Source organism: Collimonas sp. OK607 (assembly GCF_900111995.1).
GTDB lineage: Bacteria > Pseudomonadota > Gammaproteobacteria > Burkholderiales > Burkholderiaceae_D > Collimonas.
The window spans coordinates 157121-174949 of sequence record NZ_FOKF01000004.1 but is presented as its reverse complement, the minus strand read 5'-3'; the positions used below and the strand labels follow the sequence as shown (position 1 = coordinate 174949).

The window sequence follows — 17829 nt, the reverse complement described above, 5'->3', positions numbered from 1 at the left end:
GTTCGTCTTAAGCTAACACAGCCTGAGTCTCGCCCGGCAACTCATCTTCATCTATCTCTTCCCCCAGGAAGCCGCCGCTCTGGTGCGCCCACAAGCGTGCGTACAGGCCGCCGCGTTCCAGCAAGCTGCGGTGATCGCCCTCTTCCACGATACGGCCCTTGTCGAGCACGACCAGGCGGTCCATGGCGGCAATGGTCGACAGCCGGTGGGCAATCGCCACCACTGTCTTGCCTTCCATCAGCCGGTACAGGCTAGCCTGAATCGCCGCTTCGACTTCCGAATCGAGCGCACTGGTCGCTTCATCCAGCAGCAGGATGGGCGCATCTTTCAACATCACGCGCGCGATCGCAATCCGCTGCCGCTGACCGCCGGACAGCTTGACGCCGCGCTCGCCGACATGGGCATCGTAACCGGTGCGGCCTTTGGGGTCGGTCAGGGTCAGGATAAATTCATGCGCCTCCGCCCGTTGCGCCGCCACCAGCATGTCCGCGTCGGTGGCGTCAGGGCGGCCGTATAGCAGGTTGTCGCGTACCGAACGATGCAGCAGCGAAGTATCCTGCGTCACCATGCCAACCTGCGCCCGCAAGGTGTCTTGCGTGACGTGGGCAATGTCCTGGCCGTCGATCAGTATGCGGCCTTGTTCAACGTCGTAGAAACGCAGCAGCAAGTTGACGATGGTCGATTTGCCGGCGCCGGAACGGCCGACCAGGCCAATTTTTTCGCCGGGACGGATATGCAGGGACAACTGATCGATCACCGGCCGCTGGCCGCCGTAGGCAAAACTGACGCGCTCAAAATCCACCGTACCTTGCTTCACGTGCAGCGGCTTTGCATCGGCTTGATCCTGTACCGCATGCGGGCGCGACAAAGTATTGATACCGTCCTGTACCGTACCGACCTGTTCAAACAACGAGGCAAACTCCCACATGACCCAATGCGAAATCCCGTTCAGGCGCAATGCCATCGCCGTCGCCGCAGCTACCGCGCCGATACCTACCTGGCCCTGGGTCCATAACCAGAGCGCAGCACCGGCAGTGCTCAGGATCAGCAACATGCTCAAGACGTGGTTGACGATTTCAAAACCGGTCACCAGCCGCATCTGGCCGTGCACTGTCTGCAAGAATTCCTGCATCGCCGAACGCGCATAACCGGCTTCGCGGCCTGCATGCGAGAACAGCTTGACGGTAGCGATGTTGGTGTAAGCATCGGTAATCCGGCCGGTCATCAGGGAGCGCGCATCCGCCTGGGCCTTGGCAACCTTGCTCAGGCGAGGCACAAAGTGACGCAAGGCCAGGCCATACAACACCAGCCAGCTCAGGAACGGCACCAGCATCCAGCCGTTAAAGCTGCCTACCACCGCCACCATGGTGAAAAAGTAAATCACAACGAATACCAGGATGTCGCACAGGATCATGCAGACATCGCGCACCGCCAGCGAGGTTTGCATGACTTTGGTCGCAACCCGGCCGGCGAACTCGTCCTGATAAAAATTCATGCTTTGATTCAGCATCAGGCGATGGAATTTCCAGCGCAACAACATCGGGAAGTTACCTGCCAGCGCTTGCTGCTTGAACATGCTTTGCAAGGCGACAACGATCGGACTTGCCAGCAATATCCCGGCCAGCAACAGCAGATTACCACTCTCATGGGCCCACAAAGTCGACGGCTCGACGTGGCCCAGCCAGTCGACAATCCGCCCCATCATGGCGAACAACAAGGCCTCGAACGCACCGGTAACGGCGGTCAGCAAGGTCATGGCAATAATGTAAGGGCGCAAACCCTTGGTGCAGGCCCAGACAAACGCAAAAAAACCGCGCGGCGGCGGTGTCATGACGGCATCCGGATATGGATGCAACAGTCTTTCGAACCATCCAAACATGGAAATACTCCAAAATAGGCAGGGCAAAAAAATGCCCAAGCCCAACAGTATATTGTAAATCTGTCAGGCGCTCGCAGGGTGGGCACGTGTGCCCACGCGTGAACTCACTTCACGCACATACCTATTTCCGTGCAGCGCAAGCCTGCACTCCGGTTATCGCGCAGGGTGGGCGCAAAGACCTGCCCACCCTGCGCGAGGCCTGCTTTAGTATGTACGCTTGGCGGGCGCCGGCGGCGTCCATTGATACAACCAGGTTTCGCTCAGCGGCTGGCCGTCTGCAGCCAGATAGAGCCGTATATCAATCGGTTCGACACTGTCATCGGTCGGCTTCAAATCGAACATGGCGCGATAACCATGAATGGCATCGAGCGGGCGCGCCGAGCTGATTTCCACCTTGCCGCGCGAGGCGACGATCTTCGCCGTCACCTTGGCATCCTTGCCCAGTAAAGCCAGGTCGCCGCCAGAAAAATCGATAGCAAAACGCCGTGAGTAATAAGCACGCTTCTGGCCGATCACGCCACCCATGCCGGTGCGGGTCGCCACAACTTGCGCCAGCGGCGGCGAGAACGGCATCTTGCTGCCCCAATGCAGGCGATATGCGAACAATCGTTCCTGGCCGGCTTGCGGCTTCTCGGCGGGATTCCAGAATGCGACGATGTTGTCGAAGGTTTCATCCGCGGTAGGGATTTCCACCAATTGGATCGCGCCCTTGCCCCAGCCCGATTTCGGCTCTACCCACAAACTTGGGCGGCGATCGTAGAACACGCCGTCATCCTGGTAGTGATCGAAATTACGGTCCCGCTGCAACAAGCCGAAACCGCGCGGACTCTCATCCTGATAAGCGTTGAAACGCAGATGCTCGGGATTGGTCAGCGGCCGCCAGATCCATTCGCCATTGCCACGCTGCATGGCCAAGCCGTCGGAGTCGTGGATTTCCGGACGCCAGTCGTCGCTGGCGCCGATGCGGCGGTCGTTCTCACCGTACTGGAACATGCTGGTCAGCGGCGCCACGCCCATGCGTTCGATGGTCTTGCGCGGATAGAGCGCCACGTCCACATCCATCACCATGGTGGCCGACGGCTGGATTTCGAAGCGATAGGCGCCGGATACGCTAGGCGAATCGAGCAGTGCGTAGACCACCAGCTTGTTGGAATCCTTGGCAGGACGCTCCAGCCAAAAGCTGGTGAAGATTGGAAATTCTTCCGGCTTTTCCATGCCGCAATCGATGGCCAGGCCACGTGCCGACAGGCCGTACTGCCATTCGGCGCCGACCGCGCGGAAATAACTGGCGCCCAGAAACGCCGTGATATCGCGTTCCAGGTCGGTATGGAAATTCACCCGGAACCCGGCAAAGCCGAGGTCTTTCGGCATGTGACCGGCTTTCAGGCCGCTCTTGCCGTAATTGAACATCGCCGGATCGTAAGCCAGTTCTTGCGCCTGGCCGTTCTTCACTTCGTAGATCTGCACCGGGCTTTTGAAGAACAGGCCGAGATGGAAAAACTTGGCCTGGAACCGCAGTTTCTCGTCGCCCCATAAAGCATGGCCGTCACGATAGCTGATCGACTGGTATTGATCCCAGTCGAGCGCCTTGACCTCAGGCGGAATATGGTTTTCCGGTGTTTTATATGGCCGGCCGGCGAGTTGCCTCGCCTGGCCTTTAAGCCAGGCGTAATCGAAGGCTTGCGGCTGCCCCAGAAATTTCAATTGCTCTGGCGCTGTTGCGGCGGCCAGTAGCGAACTTGCCGGGAAGCCGGCGGCAGCGAGTGCCGCCGACGCTTTTAGAAAATCACGTCGTAACATGGTGCTCCTAGATTGATTGAAACGATAGCTTGCTCAAGGTGCGGCAACAACCGGCAGCGATTGCCAGCGCCGGTTAGCCTGCTCCGAATTCCAGATATCGAAATGCAGCTGGGACAGTGTCAAAGGGTCATCCAGCAAAGCATTTTTCTGACGCGGCGACAAACCATCCGGGCCGCCCTTCAATGCTGCCTGAAGCAGTGCTGCACGCGCCGCCAGGGTGGCTGCCGGCACCGCCGGGCGTGCGGTCACCGCCGCACACACCAGGGCATTCATGACCGGATCGATCACTGCGTCATTAAATTTCGCCAATACTTTGCCGTTGTCGTTATAGACCGTCGTGGCTGCCAGTTCGGACGGTAAATCGACCTCTTCCGGAATCACGAACAAACGCGCACGGCGGAAGCTACGGCCGAGCGTGACCCGGCTGGAAAATACCGAAAGTGGAATCGACAGCATCAGCGAGCCGACGATAGGCAGCAACCACCACAGGAATCCCGGTTCCAGCCAATACACGGCGCCGCCCCACACCAGCCCCAGCAGCGTATGGCCGCCATGGCGTCGAACCGCTTCACCCCAACTGGTTTCGGCATCCTCGCGCGGTGGCGATTTCCAGCTGATTGCCCAGCCAAGGAATGCAGCAATCACAAAGCGCGTGTGAAACAGCATGCGCACCGGCGCCAGCAGCATCGAGAACAACAGTTCCATGATCATGCTGGCAGTCAGGCGCAAGGCGCCACCGAATTCGCGCGCTCCCTTGACCCAGATCAGCACCACGCTCAACACTTTAGGCAGGAACAGCAAGGTGGCGGTAGCCGTGAACAAGGCCAAGGCGCGTTCCGGATGCCACTCGGGCCACACCGGGAACAACTGCCCGGGACTCACGAAATATTCCGGCGCCACCAGCGTATGCACCGCCAGCAATACCGTCGACAACATCAGCGACAAGAACCACAGCGGCGCCGACAGATAGGCCATGACGCCGGTCACGAACACCGCGCGATGCACGGCATGCATGCCGCGCGCCAGGAACAAGCGGAAATTCATCAGGTTGCCCTGGCACCAGCGGCGGTCGCGCTTCAGTTCGTCGAGCAGGTTGGGCGGCATTTCCTCATAGCTGCCGGCCAGGTCGTAGGCGATCCAGACCCCCCAGCCGGCACGACGCATCAACGCTGCTTCGACGAAATCGTGCGACAGGATTTCGCCTGCCAACGCACCCTCGCCCGGCAGCGGCGCCAGCGCGCAATGTTCCATGAACGGTTGCAGGCGAATGATGGCGTTGTGCCCCCAGTAGTGCGATTCGCCTAGCTGCCAGTAGTGCAGGCCGGCGGTAAACAAGGGGCCGTATACACGCGTCGAAAACTGTTGAATCCGCGCGTACAAGGTATCGCGGCCGGCGGCGCGCGGCGCGGTCTGGACAATCCCGGCGGTGGGATTGGCTTCCATCAAACGCACCAGCGTAGTCAGGCAGCTGCCGCTCATGACGCTGTCCGCATCAAGCACGATCATGTAGCTGTAGTTGCCGCCCCAACGGCGGCAAAAATCGTCGATATTGCCGCTCTTGCGTTTGACACGACGGCGCCGATGCCGGTAAAAGATCCGGCCAAATCCGCCTAAGGTCTGGCACAGGCTGGCCCAGGCGTCCAGTTCGGCAGTGCAGATATCGCTATCGCCGCTATCGCTCAACACGAAGAAATCGAAACGATCCAGTTCTCCGCTGGCGGCAACCGACTCGTAGGTAGCGCGCAAGCCGGCGAATACCCTGGTCACATCCTCGTTACAGATCGGCATCACGATCGCGGTCCTGGCGCTGGCCGGAATCGGTCCTGGCGCCGCATCTTCGCGTGAAATCACGTAACGATCGGTGCCGCGCATCAGCACCAGGAAGCCTGCCATGGCGGTCCAGAAGCCCGCTGACACCCAGCAAAACAACAAGGCAAACAAACCCAGCGTTACCATTTCCAGCGGCTTGTCGCCGTGATACGGCAACACCGCGCTCATGAAATATGTCGCCAATGCAGTCTGCGCCAACATCAACAGCAACAACACGATGCGTCGCAGATTGCCGCGCGACGTGCTGCGATGCTGATCCTGGCTATCGGCCTCAACCACCGGCAACGGTTCCGGCTTTGGCAATTCGGCCGAACGCGCTGCCTGGGCTGGTTTATGACGCCGCTGTTTGGTGCGCGGACGCAGGTCGAATTTCCTGTTCGCGGTTTCGATCCAGCGCACCAATGGATTCAAGGTTCCCCATGGATGGGCGACGATCGGAGTCCGCTGTAACGGTGGTGCGATGGCGACGCGCGTGCGGCCGTCGGCATCGGTACTAATCTGCGGCGCTTGATGCAATTCGACTGCGCCCGCTTGCCCTGCGGTTTGCGCAAAAGCCAGTTGCAGCCGGGCTGCAACCGATCCGTAAGCCGGATTGACGCTAGCCAACTCAAGTAACGCCTTTGCATCGTGATTTGCATCGCTGGCCAAAACCTGATGCAACGCAGCCATCGACGTCGCCCCATTCACGGCCAGCTGTTCAGACAAATTTGCCCGGCGCTCAGCCGACAACGGCAAGCGATCGAGATAGCGATCATAGATATCCGGCAGGCCCGTCACGGGCGACTGCTCGCGGTCTAGTTGGGCGGTAATATGTAACTCCAGGTTTCAGATAAGGTTGTGCTGCCACCGCGCAGGAATCCCCGCAGTTCGACCGGCTTGTTGTCTTCGTTACGGCGCACGCGCACCGTCATGCGCCAGCCGCCGGTGACGTCGTTGCGGACCACCTTGGTCTCCAGCACCTTGCCATTGTCGTCGGCGCTGACCACGCCTTCAGGCTGCACCTTGTCAGACAATTTCTTGAATACCGGACCGTCAAAATCGACCACCAGGCCGATGCTGTTGTCGTCGTTCTTCTTTTGGAAACCGAAGCCGCGCCGGGTTTGCGTCACCCATGACAAAGGAGGCCGTTTATCAGCGTCCTTCTGCCATGACAAAGTGTATTCCAGATTGAACGGCTGGCCGACCTTGGGCGCATTTTCCGGCACCCAGAACGCCACCACGTTGTCATTGGTTTCATCCGGCGTCGGGAGCTGCACCAGCTCTACCCTGCCGCTGCCCCAGTTACCCTTGGGCTGGACCCAGGCGCTAGGCCGCTTTTCATATCTGGCGTCCAGATCCTGATAATCCGCAAAATTGCGGTCGCGTTGCATCAGACCGAAGCCGGCCGGGTTGCTCAGCGCATAAGAAGTCACCAACAGCCGCTTCGGATTGACGAGTGGCCGCCAGATCCACTCGCCCGTACCGGAGGCCACCGACAAACCGTCGGAGTCGTGCACTTCAGGCCGGTAATCCTCGCCTTGCGGGCGTTGGTTATCGCCGTGCAGATACATGCTGGTCAATGGCGCCAGCCCTAGCTTGCTGACATTTTCGCGCAGATACAACTGGGCTTTGACATCGACCACCGTATCTACGCCCGGCTTAAGCACAAAACGATAAGCGCCAGTGACCCGGCGCGAGTTGAGCAAGGCGTAAATGGTCAGTTCCTTGTCGCTAGCTTTCGGCCGCTCGATCCAGAACTCCGTGAAACGAGGAAATTCTTCGCCCGAACTCAATCCGGTATCGATCGCCAGGCCTCTCGCCGACAATCCGTAGCCTTGATCCTTGCCCAAGGCGCGGAAATAACTGGCGCCAAGAAACGACAGCGCTTCATCTTTATATTTAGGCGTATTCAGCGGGTAATGCACCCGGAATCCGGCAAAACCCAGCGCACGCAGCTTGTTCGTATCGAGTTTGTTGCCGCCGTAATCGAAGTCATCCGGATCGAAACGGATTTCACGCACGCTCTGGCCGTTGATCTCATTGATCTTCACCGGCTGATCGAAAGAGTATCCCTCGTGAAAGAACGCCAGTTCAAACGGCAGTTTCTGGTTGCGCCAGGCAAATTTTTCCGGACGAAAACGAATGTCCTTATATTGCTCATAATCGAGATTGCTGATTTCTTTTGGCAGATTGCTCTCTGGCTTGCTATACGACTTTGCCGCGAGAGCTTTTGCCTGTTTTGCAACGGAATTGAAATCGAAGGCGAATGCGTTACCGCCAACCAGGGGCAGCAGCAAAGCAACCGGCAGCGCAACTGGCAAGAACGCCATGCGTAACCGCGCCTGAACGGATACGGCCGTACGCGATCGCGTCCGCTGAAACAAATTTAAATGCATTGGATTCCCATCTGACACTGCTGAATTGACCTGCTCGTGCGCATCTGTGCTGGCAGCATCGAGAGTAGGCGATAGTTTATCAGTGTTCTATAATTTTTTATGTCCATCGAGAAACTAATTGGCAACACCTTTTGCTCCCGCACGAAAACCATGCAAGGCTTGTGCCATTGCATGGCAGAAATTACCAAACAGGCAAATCAGCAGCAGAACGGCAGCACAAAGTGAAAATGAAGAAAACCCCTGACTTGGTTAACCCGAGCTAATCATAACGAGCTAATCATAAGTTAACTGTCCCAGACATTTAAGAGCAATGACAGGCGTACAAAGTTCCATCTAAGACTTTATAGTAATATCACCCTTTTTTACCCAAGCCTGCGAATGAGCAGGCTCACGCACCAGCGCCCATGACTTCTCGCCTCACCATTATTGTCGCTACCGACGCCCACAACGGCATCGGCATCCGCAACACCCTGCCCTGGCATTTGCCGGAGGATCTGGCGCACTTCAAACGCACTACCTCGGGCCACCCTATCATCATGGGCCGTAAAACCTTTGAATCGATAGGCCGACCCTTGCCGCAACGACGCAATATCGTCATCACCCGCAATCCCGAATGGCGTCACGACGGCGTCGAAAGCGCGCCCTCGCTGGCGGCGGCAGCGGTCATGGTTGGCGATGCCGAAGCCTTCATCATCGGCGGCGCCGAAATCTATGCCGCGGCACAGGAATTGACGCAACGCCTGATCGTTACCGAAATCAAGCAGAGCTTCGATTGCGACGCTTTTTTCCCGGCGCGCGACCCGCAGCAATGGCAGGAAATTTCGCGTGAGACCCATCATTCCGCCACCAACGGTTTCGACTATGCTTTTGTGGTGTATGAGCGCCACGCGCCTGGCCTTAGCGGGCCCAATAGCTAACCCGGCATGATGACGGAATGATATCTGTTGTTTTCTGCAGGAATTCCGTCATCTTTACCCCCTAATTCGCACATATCTGCGAAAATTCGACTTTCTTTTTTTGAGCTTTGCCTCCATCTTTGGCAATGCCTAGAGCAGCAGGCTGCATGCCCTACCCAGGCAATATCCCGGAGCGGTTTTTAACACCGACCGGAACAACGACTTTTTAAGCGCCATCTCGATTGGCAGCCTTGTTATCAACCACCGTCTCTTGGAGACCTTGATGAAATTCCGCTTCCCTATCGTCATTATTGACGAAGACTTCCGTTCCGAAAACACTTCCGGCCTCGGCATCCGCGCACTCGCCGATGCCATGGAGACAGAAGGCATGGAGGTATTGGGTGTAACCAGTTACGGCGACCTGTCGCAGTTCGCCCAGCAGCAATCGCGGGCATCGGCCTTTATCCTGTCGATCGACGACGAAGAATTCGGCGCCGGTTCGTTTGAAGAAACCGACCATGCGCTGAAGTCGTTGCGCGCATTCGTCGAAGAAATTCGCCACAAGAACGCTGACATCCCGATCTACCTGTACGGCGAAACCCGCACTTCGCGCCATATTCCAAACGACATCCTGCGCGAACTGCACGGCTTCATCCACATGTTTGAAGACACGCCGGAATTCGTTGCGCGCCACATCATCCGCGAAGCGAAATCGTATCTGGACGGCCTGTCGCCGCCATTCTTCCGCGCGCTGGTGCATTACGCGCAAGACGGTTCCTACTCCTGGCATTGTCCTGGACATTCGGGCGGCGTCGCCTTCCTGAAATCGCCTATCGGCCAGATGTTCCACCAGTTCTTCGGTGAAAACATGCTGCGCGCCGACGTCTGCAACGCGGTTGAAGAACTCGGCCAGCTGCTCGACCACACCGGCCCGGTAGCCGCTTCAGAGCGCAATGCAGCGCGCATCTTCAACGCAGACCATTGCTATTTCGTCACCAACGGCACCAGCACCAGTAACAAGATGGTGTGGCACTCGACTGTAGCGCCGGGCGATATCGTGGTGGTTGACCGCAACTGCCACAAATCGATCCTGCATTCGATCATCATGACCGGCGCCATCCCGGTGTTCCTGATGCCGACCCGCAACCACCTCGGCATCATCGGCCCGATCCCGCTGGAAGAATTCACGCTGGAAAGCATCCGCAGGAAAATCGAAGCCAATCCGTTTGCACGCGAAGCTGTCAACAAGAAGCCGCGCATCCTGACCATTACGCAGTCGACTTACGACGGCGTGATCTATAACGTCGAAACCCTGAAGAACATGCTCGACGGCGAGATCGACACCTTGCATTTCGACGAAGCCTGGCTGCCGCATGCGACTTTCCATGATTTCTACAAAGACATGCACGCGATCGGCAAGGATCGCCCGCGCGCCAAGAAATCGATGATCTTCTCGACCCAGTCGACCCACAAGTTGCTGGCCGGCCTGTCGCAGGCGTCGCAAATCCTGGTGCGCGAATCCGAGAGCGTGCAACTGGATCAGGATGCATTCAACGAAGCCTACCTGATGCACACCTCGACATCGCCGCAATACTCGATCATCGCCTCTTGCGATGTTGCCGCGGCCATGATGGAAGCGCCTGGCGGCACGGCGCTGGTTGAAGAAAGCATTCTGGAAGCGCTGGATTTCCGCCGCGCCATGAAGAAAATCGACGAAGAATGGGGCAAGGACTGGTGGTTCCAGGTCTGGGGACCGAACAGCTTTTCGGAAGATGGCATCGGCAGCCGTGAAGACTGGGTGATCCGCGCTGAAGACGACTGGCACGGTTTCGGCAACCTGGCGCCGAATTTCAACATGCTCGATCCGATCAAAGCCACCATTGTCACGCCTGGCCTGTCGCTGGAAGGCAAGTTCGGCGAGAGCGGGATTCCGGCCTCCATCGTGACCAAGTATCTGGCCGAGCACGGCGTTATCGTCGAGAAATGCGGCCTGTATTCGTTCTTCATCATGTTCACCATCGGTATCACCAAGGGCCGCTGGAACACGCTGCTGACCGCGCTGCAACAGTTCAAGGACGATTACGACAAGAACCAGCCGATCTGGCGCATCTTGCCAGAATTCGCAGCCGGCAATAGCGGCAAGAATGCGCGCTACGAGCGGCTCGGCTTGCGCGACCTGTGCCAGCAGATCCATGAGACCTACAAGTCCTACGACGTGGCGCGCCTGACCACCGAGATGTATCTGTCCGACATGCAGCCTGCCATGAAGCCATCCGATGCATTTGCAAAAATGGCCCACCGCGAAATCGACCGCGTGCCGATCGACCAGCTCGAGGGCCGTGTCACCTCGATCTTGCTGACGCCTTACCCGCCGGGCATTCCGCTGTTGATTCCGGGCGAACGCTTCAACAAGACCATCGTCGATTACCTGAAGTTTGCGCGGGATTTCAACGAGAAATTCCCCGGCTTCGAGACCGATGTGCATGGTCTGGTGAAGCGTGAAGTGAATGGCAAGCGGGATTATTTTGTGGACTGCGTGCGGCAGTAAATTTTGACTGTTTCTGCTCCGTGGTCCACTAAGCGGGGTCAGAGTGAAGTTTCGGCGATGAACCATACCGAAAGTTCACTCTGACCCCGGTTAGTTCGGGCTGCTGGTCGCATATGCCGTAAAAGCTTTGATATTGCGGTTACAACGGCGCGAAACGCCTTGCGCCATTCTCTAGCAAGCCGTTGAACAGCTCCGCAGGCCGCACCCACAGGCCCGGCGCATGCGGCCACAGGTGTTCGTAGACAACCATGGCTTCTTCGGTTTCCGAATGCCTGGCGACACCGATGTAGCGGTACAGGCCGCCTTTGTAATGCCGGTGGGTGGCAATTTTCTGTGCGTCTTCTTCAGTCACTCAATTCTCCAAAATAGTCAGGGCGCCGCGTAGGGCTGCACTTCGGACGGCTGGCCGTCGGCTTCAAACCGCATTGCGACCGCCAGCGATGTGACACCGATGGTGCGCAGCGCGTCGTAGGTATCGTCGACTTCCACCTGCAGGTCGGCGCCGGCACTCAACGGCTTTTCCGAGGAGGCCAGCAAGGCGCCGTCCTTGCCGTACAAATTCACCCGCAAGACCATTTCGCCGCGCACATCGGCCGGACCGACGACGGCGTTGGCGTCGAAAGAGGCAACGCCGTGCTGATCGAGGCCATGGTTCAACTCAGACATCATCTGCAGCGTAAAGTACTCGGCAATGCCGCGCTCCTTGCCACTGTGGAACAGGTCCTGGTAGAGGAAATGCAGGTCGATCTCGCTACCATCGGTGACCAGGCAACGCTTGAGCAGGGGCGCGACTTGCTCGGTCCAGCCATGAAAACGTTCTTCCCGCGCGCTGAAGTAAGCGTCGGCGCCGGCTTCGTCATCCGGCACCGTATAAAACGCATCGTCGCTCGCCTTGAGGGAAAAGCCCAGCAGGAAACGCAACTCGACCGCGTCGTCGTCCGCCGCGAACTGGTTTTCCGGCCAGCCGCTGATGCTGCGTTCGATGGCATCCGTCGCTCCCAGCTTCTTGTCCGCCATGGCGCCGAATGCATCGCGGTTCATTTCAAACAGATGGCTGTAACGGATGCTGTCGATTTCGTCGAGGTGGTAGGCGTGGCTGACCAGCACTACGGTCGCATCCGGTCCTTCCAGCCGGGCCTGCTTGAAGCTCGCGGACAGCGCATCGAATGCGTCCTGGTCCTGGAAGCACTGCTCACGCTTGAGGCCACCGCCCACGTGCGCGAAGAATGGCACCACGAACGCATTCAGCTCCAGCACCTTGCCTTCGTCGCGCCGCACCAGCAAAATCTCCGAAGCTTCTTCGACCTGCCCTTTCAGGAATTGCCAGGCATCGAGATCGGCGTACTTGGCGCGCTCGATCGCGTCATACAGGATGTCATCCTTTTTTTGCTGCAGGCTCTTCTTGATGATCTTGTGAAAATCAATACCAGCCTGCAGCAAAACGGCGCCGGCAGCAACGCCTTCGGCTTCGTCGTCATCCTGCTCGGCCAGATCGATCGCCAGGTCGCACAACTGCTGCGTGACAGCTTCGTCTTTATCTTCAGGGGAAAGGCTGGATTTCCGTGGCGCGGGGCGCTTGTTCTTTGGCATGTCAGGTCTTTGGCAGAGTCACGCCCTGCTGTCCTTGATATTTGCCGCCGCGGTCCTTGTAGGAGGTCTCGCAGATTTCATCGCTTTCGAAGAACAGCACCTGGGCGCAGCCCTCACCAGCGTATATCTTGGCTGGCAGCGGCGTAGTGTTGGAAAACTCCAGCGTCACATAACCTTCCCACTCTGGTTCGAACGGGGTGACGTTGACGATGATGCCGCAACGCGCGTAGGTCGATTTACCGAGGCAGATGGTGAGTACGCTACGCGGAATACGGAAATATTCCATGGTGCGCGCCAACGCAAAGGAATTAGGCGGGATGATGCAGACATCGCCGCTGAAATCGACGAACGATTTCTCGTCGAAATTCTTGGGATCGACGATGGTGGAATTAATATTCGTGAAAATCTTGAATTCATTGGCGCAGCGGATATCGTAACCGTACGACGAGGTGCCGTAAGAGACGATCTTGTGGCCGTTAGCCTCGCGCACCTGACCAGGCTCGAACGGCTCGATCATGCCGGTTTCCTGCGCCATGCGGCGTATCCATTTATCGGATTTGATGCTCATAGCGTATTTCCTCTTCTGCCTGCAATTGTGTGTAATGAATTTGTAACCTGCATTTGGCGCAATTTTACGCGAAAACCCTTTTAAAACAGCGATTTCACGCTCTACAGGGTGTCTACTGATACTTACTGACGCTAACGTTGCATGGTTTCCCATACTTTCTGCAAACGCTTGACCGAAACCGGCATCGGCGTGCGCAACTCTTGCGCAAACAGCGACACCCGCAGCTCTTCCAGCAACCAGCGGAATTCCGCCTGCTTCGGATCTGTCTTGCCGCTCCGGTCCTTTTGCGCCCGTTGCCACGGCGTCGCCACTTGCGCCCATTCCGCCATCAGTTTGGCATCGCGGCTCGGATCGGCGCGTAATTTCTCCAGCCGTACATTCACCGCCTTGAGATAACGCGGGAAATGGGTCAGGTTGGCGTAGTCGTTATCGGCAATGAATCGCTTGCCGACCAGCGATTGCATTTGCGCCTGGATATCGGCAACCGCCTGCGGATGCCCCTTGGCACCTTGCAGGCGTTTCGGCAAGCCGTGATATTCGCCCAGGATCAGCGCCGCCAGCCGGGCAATTTCATTGCACAGCAAACCCAGCCGCGATTTGCCCTCATCCTTGCGTTGCGTGAATTCTGCGGCAGTCCGTGGGAGTGGCAGTTGCAGGCAGGCACGTTCAAGCCCCGCATGAATAATCTGGTCGCGCAGTTCTTCCTGCGAACCCAACGCCAGGAATTGCATGCCCATTTGCTGCAGGCCAGGGATATTCTTCTCAAGGAATTTCAATTGTTCCTTGAGTTGCAAGGCAAACAACCGGCGCAAGCCCAAATGATGGACCCGTGCCGCCTCGTTCGGATCATCGAATACCTCCAGATCGCAATGCGTCGCCCGGTCCACCAGCGCCGGAAAGCCGATCAAGGTTTGCTTGCCCTGCTGGATTTCCAGCAGTTCGGGCAGTTCGCCAAAGGTCCAGCTGGTCAGATTGCTGAATTGCGCATTCGTACCGTCACCGGTCTTTGCAGCCGGCTGAACGGCAACCCGGGTTGCCGTCGGCGCTGCTGACTTACTTGCTGAATTAGCTGTTTGCGACGGTGCCGCTGCGGCCGGACTGTCGTCGGCGACCGTGACACTTGCCAGCTTCTGGAAACTTTCACGCGCCTGCCCGCCAAACTCGGCTTGCAGTGCGGCCAGGTTGCGCCCCATGTCGAGCTGCCGGCCATGCTCGTCCACCACCTTGAAGTTCATCGAGTGATGGGCAGGCAAGGTTTCCTGCTTGAAATCGGTGCTGCGCGTGGCGACGCTGGTTTCGGTGCGGATATCCGCCATCAAGGCATCCAGCAGATTGCCGTGACCGAACACATGACGTGCCTGTATCCGCTCGCAGAATCCAGCGGCGTAGTCTGGCAGCGGCACGCAATTGCGGCGTATTTTTTGCGGCAGGGATTTCAGCAGCAGATGAATTTTTTCCTTCAGCATGCCGGCCACCAGCCAGTCGCAACGGTCGACGTACACTTGATTCAACGCGTACAACGGCACCGTCAGCGTCACGCCATCGCGCGGCGTACCCGGTTCGAAATGATAGGACAAAGCCATTTCGATGCCGGCCACCCGCATCACTTTTGGGAACAGTTCGGTGGTGATGCCGGCGGCTTCATGCCGCATCAGATCGTCACGGTTCAGGAACAGCAGCTTGGGCGTCTGGACGCTGACATCCTTATGCCATTTTTCAAACGTGATGCCATTACAGATATCCGACGGAATCAGCTTGTCGTAAAACGCTGCGATCAATTCATCGTCGACCAGCACGTCGAGCCGGCGCGACTTGTGCTCCAGATTCTCGATCTCGCGGATCAACTTCTGGTTGTGCGCAAAGAATGGCGCACGGGTATCGAATTCACCGCCTACCAACGCGTCGCGGATGAATATCTCGCGCGCTTCCTGCGGGTTGATCAAACCGAAATTGATGCGGCGCTGGCTATACACCACCAGCCCGTACAAAGTGGCGCGCTCAGATGCGGAGACCTGGGCCGTACGTTTTTCCCAGCGCGGCTCGCCATACGATTTTTTCAACAAGTGGGCGCCGACCCGCTCCAGCCATTCCGGCTGGATCTGCGCGATGCAACGCGCGTACAGGCGGCTAGTATCGACCAGCTCGGCCGCCATCACCCACTTGCCAGCCTTCTTCGACAAATGTGAACCTGGCCACAGATGGAATTTGATCGCGCGTGCGCCGAGATAATGCGAGTCTTCGTCGGCCTTGAAACCGACGTTGCCAAGCAAGCCCGTCAGCAAAGCGCAATGCAGTTGCTCATAAGTAGCCGGCGCTTCGTTCAAACGCCAGCCTTGTTCGCGGACAATCGTCAGCAGCTGCGAATGCACATCGCGCCATTCGCGCAATCTCAATTGCGACAGGAAATTGGCGCGGCAGTTATCCATCAGCTGGCGATTGGTTTTCTTGTGTTCAATCGCGTCTTCAAACCATTTCCAGATTTTCAGGTAACTCAGGAATTCCGATTTTTCATCGGCGAATTTTTTATGCGCCTGATCCGCCGCACCTTGCGCTTCCAATGGCCGGTCACGCGGATCCTGCACTGACAAGGCGGCGGCGATGATCAGCATTTCCGTCAGGCAGACATTGTCCAACGCCGCCAGAATCATGCGGCCGACACGTGGATCGAGCGGCAGCTTGGCCAGCTGGCGACCGGTTTTGGTGAGTTCGTTATTGTCGTCAACCGCGCCCAGTTCCTGCAGCAGTTGATAACCGTCTGCGATAGCGCGGCCCGGCGGCGGCTCGATGAACGGGAAAGTTTCGACATCGGTCAGATGCAGCGACTTCATCCGCAAGATGACGGAAGCCAGCGACGAGCGCAGGATTTCCGGTTCGGTGAATTTCGGCCGCTGCAGATAATCCTGCTCTTCGTACAGCCGGATACAGACACCTGCAGCGACCCGGCCGCAACGGCCGGCGCGCTGGTTGGCAGCCGACTGCGCAATCGGCTCGATCTGCAGCTGTTCGACCTTGTTGCGATAGCTGTAGCGTTTTACCCGCGCCAGGCCGGCATCCACCACATAACGGATACCAGGCACGGTCAGCGAGGTTTCGGCGACGTTGGTCGCCAGCACGATGCGCCGCGCATTGGACGACTTGAACACGCGCTCTTGCTCCTGCGCCGACAGACGGGCAAACAAGGGCAGGATTTCAACATGAGGCGGATGGTGCTTGCGCAGTGCCTCGGCCGTGTCGCGGATTTCGCGCTCGCCCGGCAAGAACACCAGCACGTCGCCGGAGCCGATACGGGCCAGCTCATCGACGGCATCCACCACCGCATCCATAAGATCGCGTTGCTCGCGGTCGCGCTGGGCGGCGCTTTGCGGCGCGTTCGGCTTGGCTGCTGCAGCGGCGGGATTGACGCCGCTGCGGTCGGCATTGTCGACCGGCCGGTAACGCACTTCAACTGCATACAGCCGCCCGGAAACCTCGATCACCGGCGCGGGCTTCTCGTTCGTGCCGAAATGGCGGGCGAAACGATCGGCATCGATCGTCGCCGAGGTGATGATGATTTTCAGGTCCGGACGCTTCGGCAGCAACTGCTTCAGATAGCCCAGCAGGAAGTCGATGTTCAAGCTGCGTTCATGCGCCTCATCGATGATGATGGTGTCGTACTGGCGCAGCAAGGGATCGGTCTGGGTTTCGGCCAGCAGGATACCGTCCGTCATCAGCTTGATCCAGGCGCCCTTGGTCAGGGTGTCGTTGAAACGCACTTTGTAACCGACATGCTCGCCCAGCGGCGAGTTGAGTTCCTGGGCTATGCGTTTGGCAGTCGAGGAAGCAGCAATCCGGCGCGGCTGGGTATGGCCGATCATGCCGGTTTGGCCGCGCCCCAGTTCCAGGCAGATCTTCGGCAACTGGGTGGTTTTACCCGAGCCGGTTTCACCGCAAACGATGATGACCTGGTTTGCTGCCAGCGCCGCCGAAATTTCAGCGCGCTTGCCGGAAACCGGCAACTCCTCGGGAAACACGATAGGTGGCAGCGGATTGCGCTCAGGCGCCGGCCGTGCCGACTCTGGACGCGATGAAGCCGGGCGCGGCTGGGATGGACGGCCAGCAGCACGCTGGGAACTTGGGCGATCTGTTGACCGCGGAGGTTTGTTGGATTCTGATACTGACATGAGGATGGAATTATACAGACCGCCATAGCGGAAGCCGCTGCATATCTCTAACTGTTTTGCCCGTCACTAAATTGCAATAATGGCAATTTCGATGAAATAAGCTCGTGGCGGGTTAATGCCATGATTGCTTTGACAACACTGATTCGCGACATGACATACGTTATAATCGAGGGTTATCGAAAC

10 protein-coding genes are annotated in these 17829 nt (G+C 58.0%); 2 read left to right on the top strand and 8 right to left on the bottom strand.

The features are described from left to right. Positions 1-7 precede the first annotated feature (7 nt). The 4 genes from BM029_RS04980 to BM029_RS04965 form a co-directional block, all read right to left on the bottom strand. A complete protein-coding gene (locus BM029_RS04980; RefSeq protein ID WP_092433193.1) occupies positions 8-1879 on the bottom strand; it encodes an ABC transporter ATP-binding protein in 1872 nt (623 codons plus the stop codon). Between the two features lie 204 nt (positions 1880-2083). Then, entirely contained in the window at positions 2084-3679 is a 1596-nt protein-coding gene (locus BM029_RS04975) for an OpgD/OpgG family glucan biosynthesis protein (RefSeq protein ID WP_092433191.1), read from the bottom strand. Between the two features lie 33 nt (positions 3680-3712). After that, positions 3713-6331 carry a glucans biosynthesis glucosyltransferase MdoH gene (gene mdoH, locus BM029_RS04970; protein ID WP_371329082.1) on the bottom strand — a complete coding sequence of 873 codons (2619 nt, stop codon included), beginning with the start codon at positions 6329-6331 and terminating at the stop codon, positions 3713-3715. Further along, positions 6304-7818, bottom strand: a complete 1515-nt coding sequence (locus BM029_RS04965; RefSeq protein WP_170850982.1) for a glucan biosynthesis protein G — start codon at positions 7816-7818, stop codon at positions 6304-6306. The genes mdoH and BM029_RS04965 overlap by 28 nt, the downstream gene beginning before the upstream one ends. Before the next feature lie 470 nt (positions 7819-8288). On the opposite strand from BM029_RS04965, the gene BM029_RS04960 reads away from it, so the two are divergent. Together BM029_RS04960 and BM029_RS04955 are read left to right on the top strand one after the other, a co-directional pair. Continuing rightward, positions 8289-8801, top strand: a complete 513-nt coding sequence (locus tag BM029_RS04960; RefSeq protein ID WP_092433185.1) for a dihydrofolate reductase — start codon at positions 8289-8291, stop codon at positions 8799-8801. Positions 8802-9063: 262 nt separating this feature from the next. After that, positions 9064-11328: an arginine/lysine/ornithine decarboxylase gene (locus tag BM029_RS04955; protein ID WP_092433184.1), complete on the top strand. Its 2265-nt coding sequence runs from the start codon at positions 9064-9066 to the stop codon at positions 11326-11328. A 139-nt stretch (positions 11329-11467) separates the two neighbouring features. Here the strand turns inward: BM029_RS04955 and BM029_RS04950 are convergent, their stop codons facing one another. The 4 genes from BM029_RS04950 to hrpA form a co-directional block, all read right to left on the bottom strand. Next, positions 11468-11680 (bottom strand): DUF1653 domain-containing protein, encoded by a 213-nt coding sequence (locus BM029_RS04950; RefSeq protein WP_092433182.1) that lies wholly within the window; start codon positions 11678-11680, stop codon positions 11468-11470. A 17-nt stretch (positions 11681-11697) separates the two neighbouring features. Continuing rightward, the gene (locus BM029_RS04945; protein WP_092433180.1) at positions 11698-12918 is read right to left on the bottom strand and encodes a DUF2863 family protein; all 1221 of its coding nucleotides are present in this window, start codon (positions 12916-12918) and stop codon (positions 11698-11700) included. 1 nt (position 12919) lies between these two features. Beyond that, complete coding sequence (dcd, locus tag BM029_RS04940) at positions 12920-13486, bottom strand: dCTP deaminase (protein ID WP_092352496.1); 567 nt, start codon at positions 13484-13486, stop codon at positions 12920-12922. Between the two features lie 131 nt (positions 13487-13617). After that, a complete protein-coding gene (gene hrpA, locus BM029_RS04935; protein ID WP_092433177.1) occupies positions 13618-17646 on the bottom strand; it encodes an ATP-dependent RNA helicase HrpA in 4029 nt (1342 codons plus the stop codon). Positions 17647-17829: the final 183 nt, after the last annotated feature.

Bases quoted from the DNA above. Each gene is read 5' to 3' on its own strand.
- BM029_RS04980 (WP_092433193.1), bottom strand. From the start codon at position 1,879: ATGTTTGGATGGTTCGAAAGACTGTTGCATCCATATCCGGATGCCGTC.
- BM029_RS04975 (WP_092433191.1), bottom strand. From the start codon at position 3,679: ATGTTACGACGTGATTTTCTAAAAGCGTCGGCGGCACTCGCTGCCGCC.
- BM029_RS04965 (WP_170850982.1), bottom strand. From the start codon at position 7,818: ATGGCGTTCTTGCCAGTTGCGCTGCCGGTTGCTTTGCTGCTGCCCCTG.
- BM029_RS04960 (WP_092433185.1), top strand. From the start codon at position 8,289: ATGACTTCTCGCCTCACCATTATTGTCGCTACCGACGCCCACAACGGC.
- BM029_RS04955 (WP_092433184.1), top strand. From the start codon at position 9,064: ATGAAATTCCGCTTCCCTATCGTCATTATTGACGAAGACTTCCGTTCC.
- BM029_RS04945 (WP_092433180.1), bottom strand. From the start codon at position 12,918: ATGCCAAAGAACAAGCGCCCCGCGCCACGGAAATCCAGCCTTTCCCCT.
- dcd (WP_092352496.1), bottom strand. From the start codon at position 13,486: ATGAGCATCAAATCCGATAAATGGATACGCCGCATGGCGCAGGAAACC.
- hrpA (WP_092433177.1), bottom strand. From the start codon at position 17,646: ATGTCAGTATCAGAATCCAACAAACCTCCGCGGTCAACAGATCGCCCA.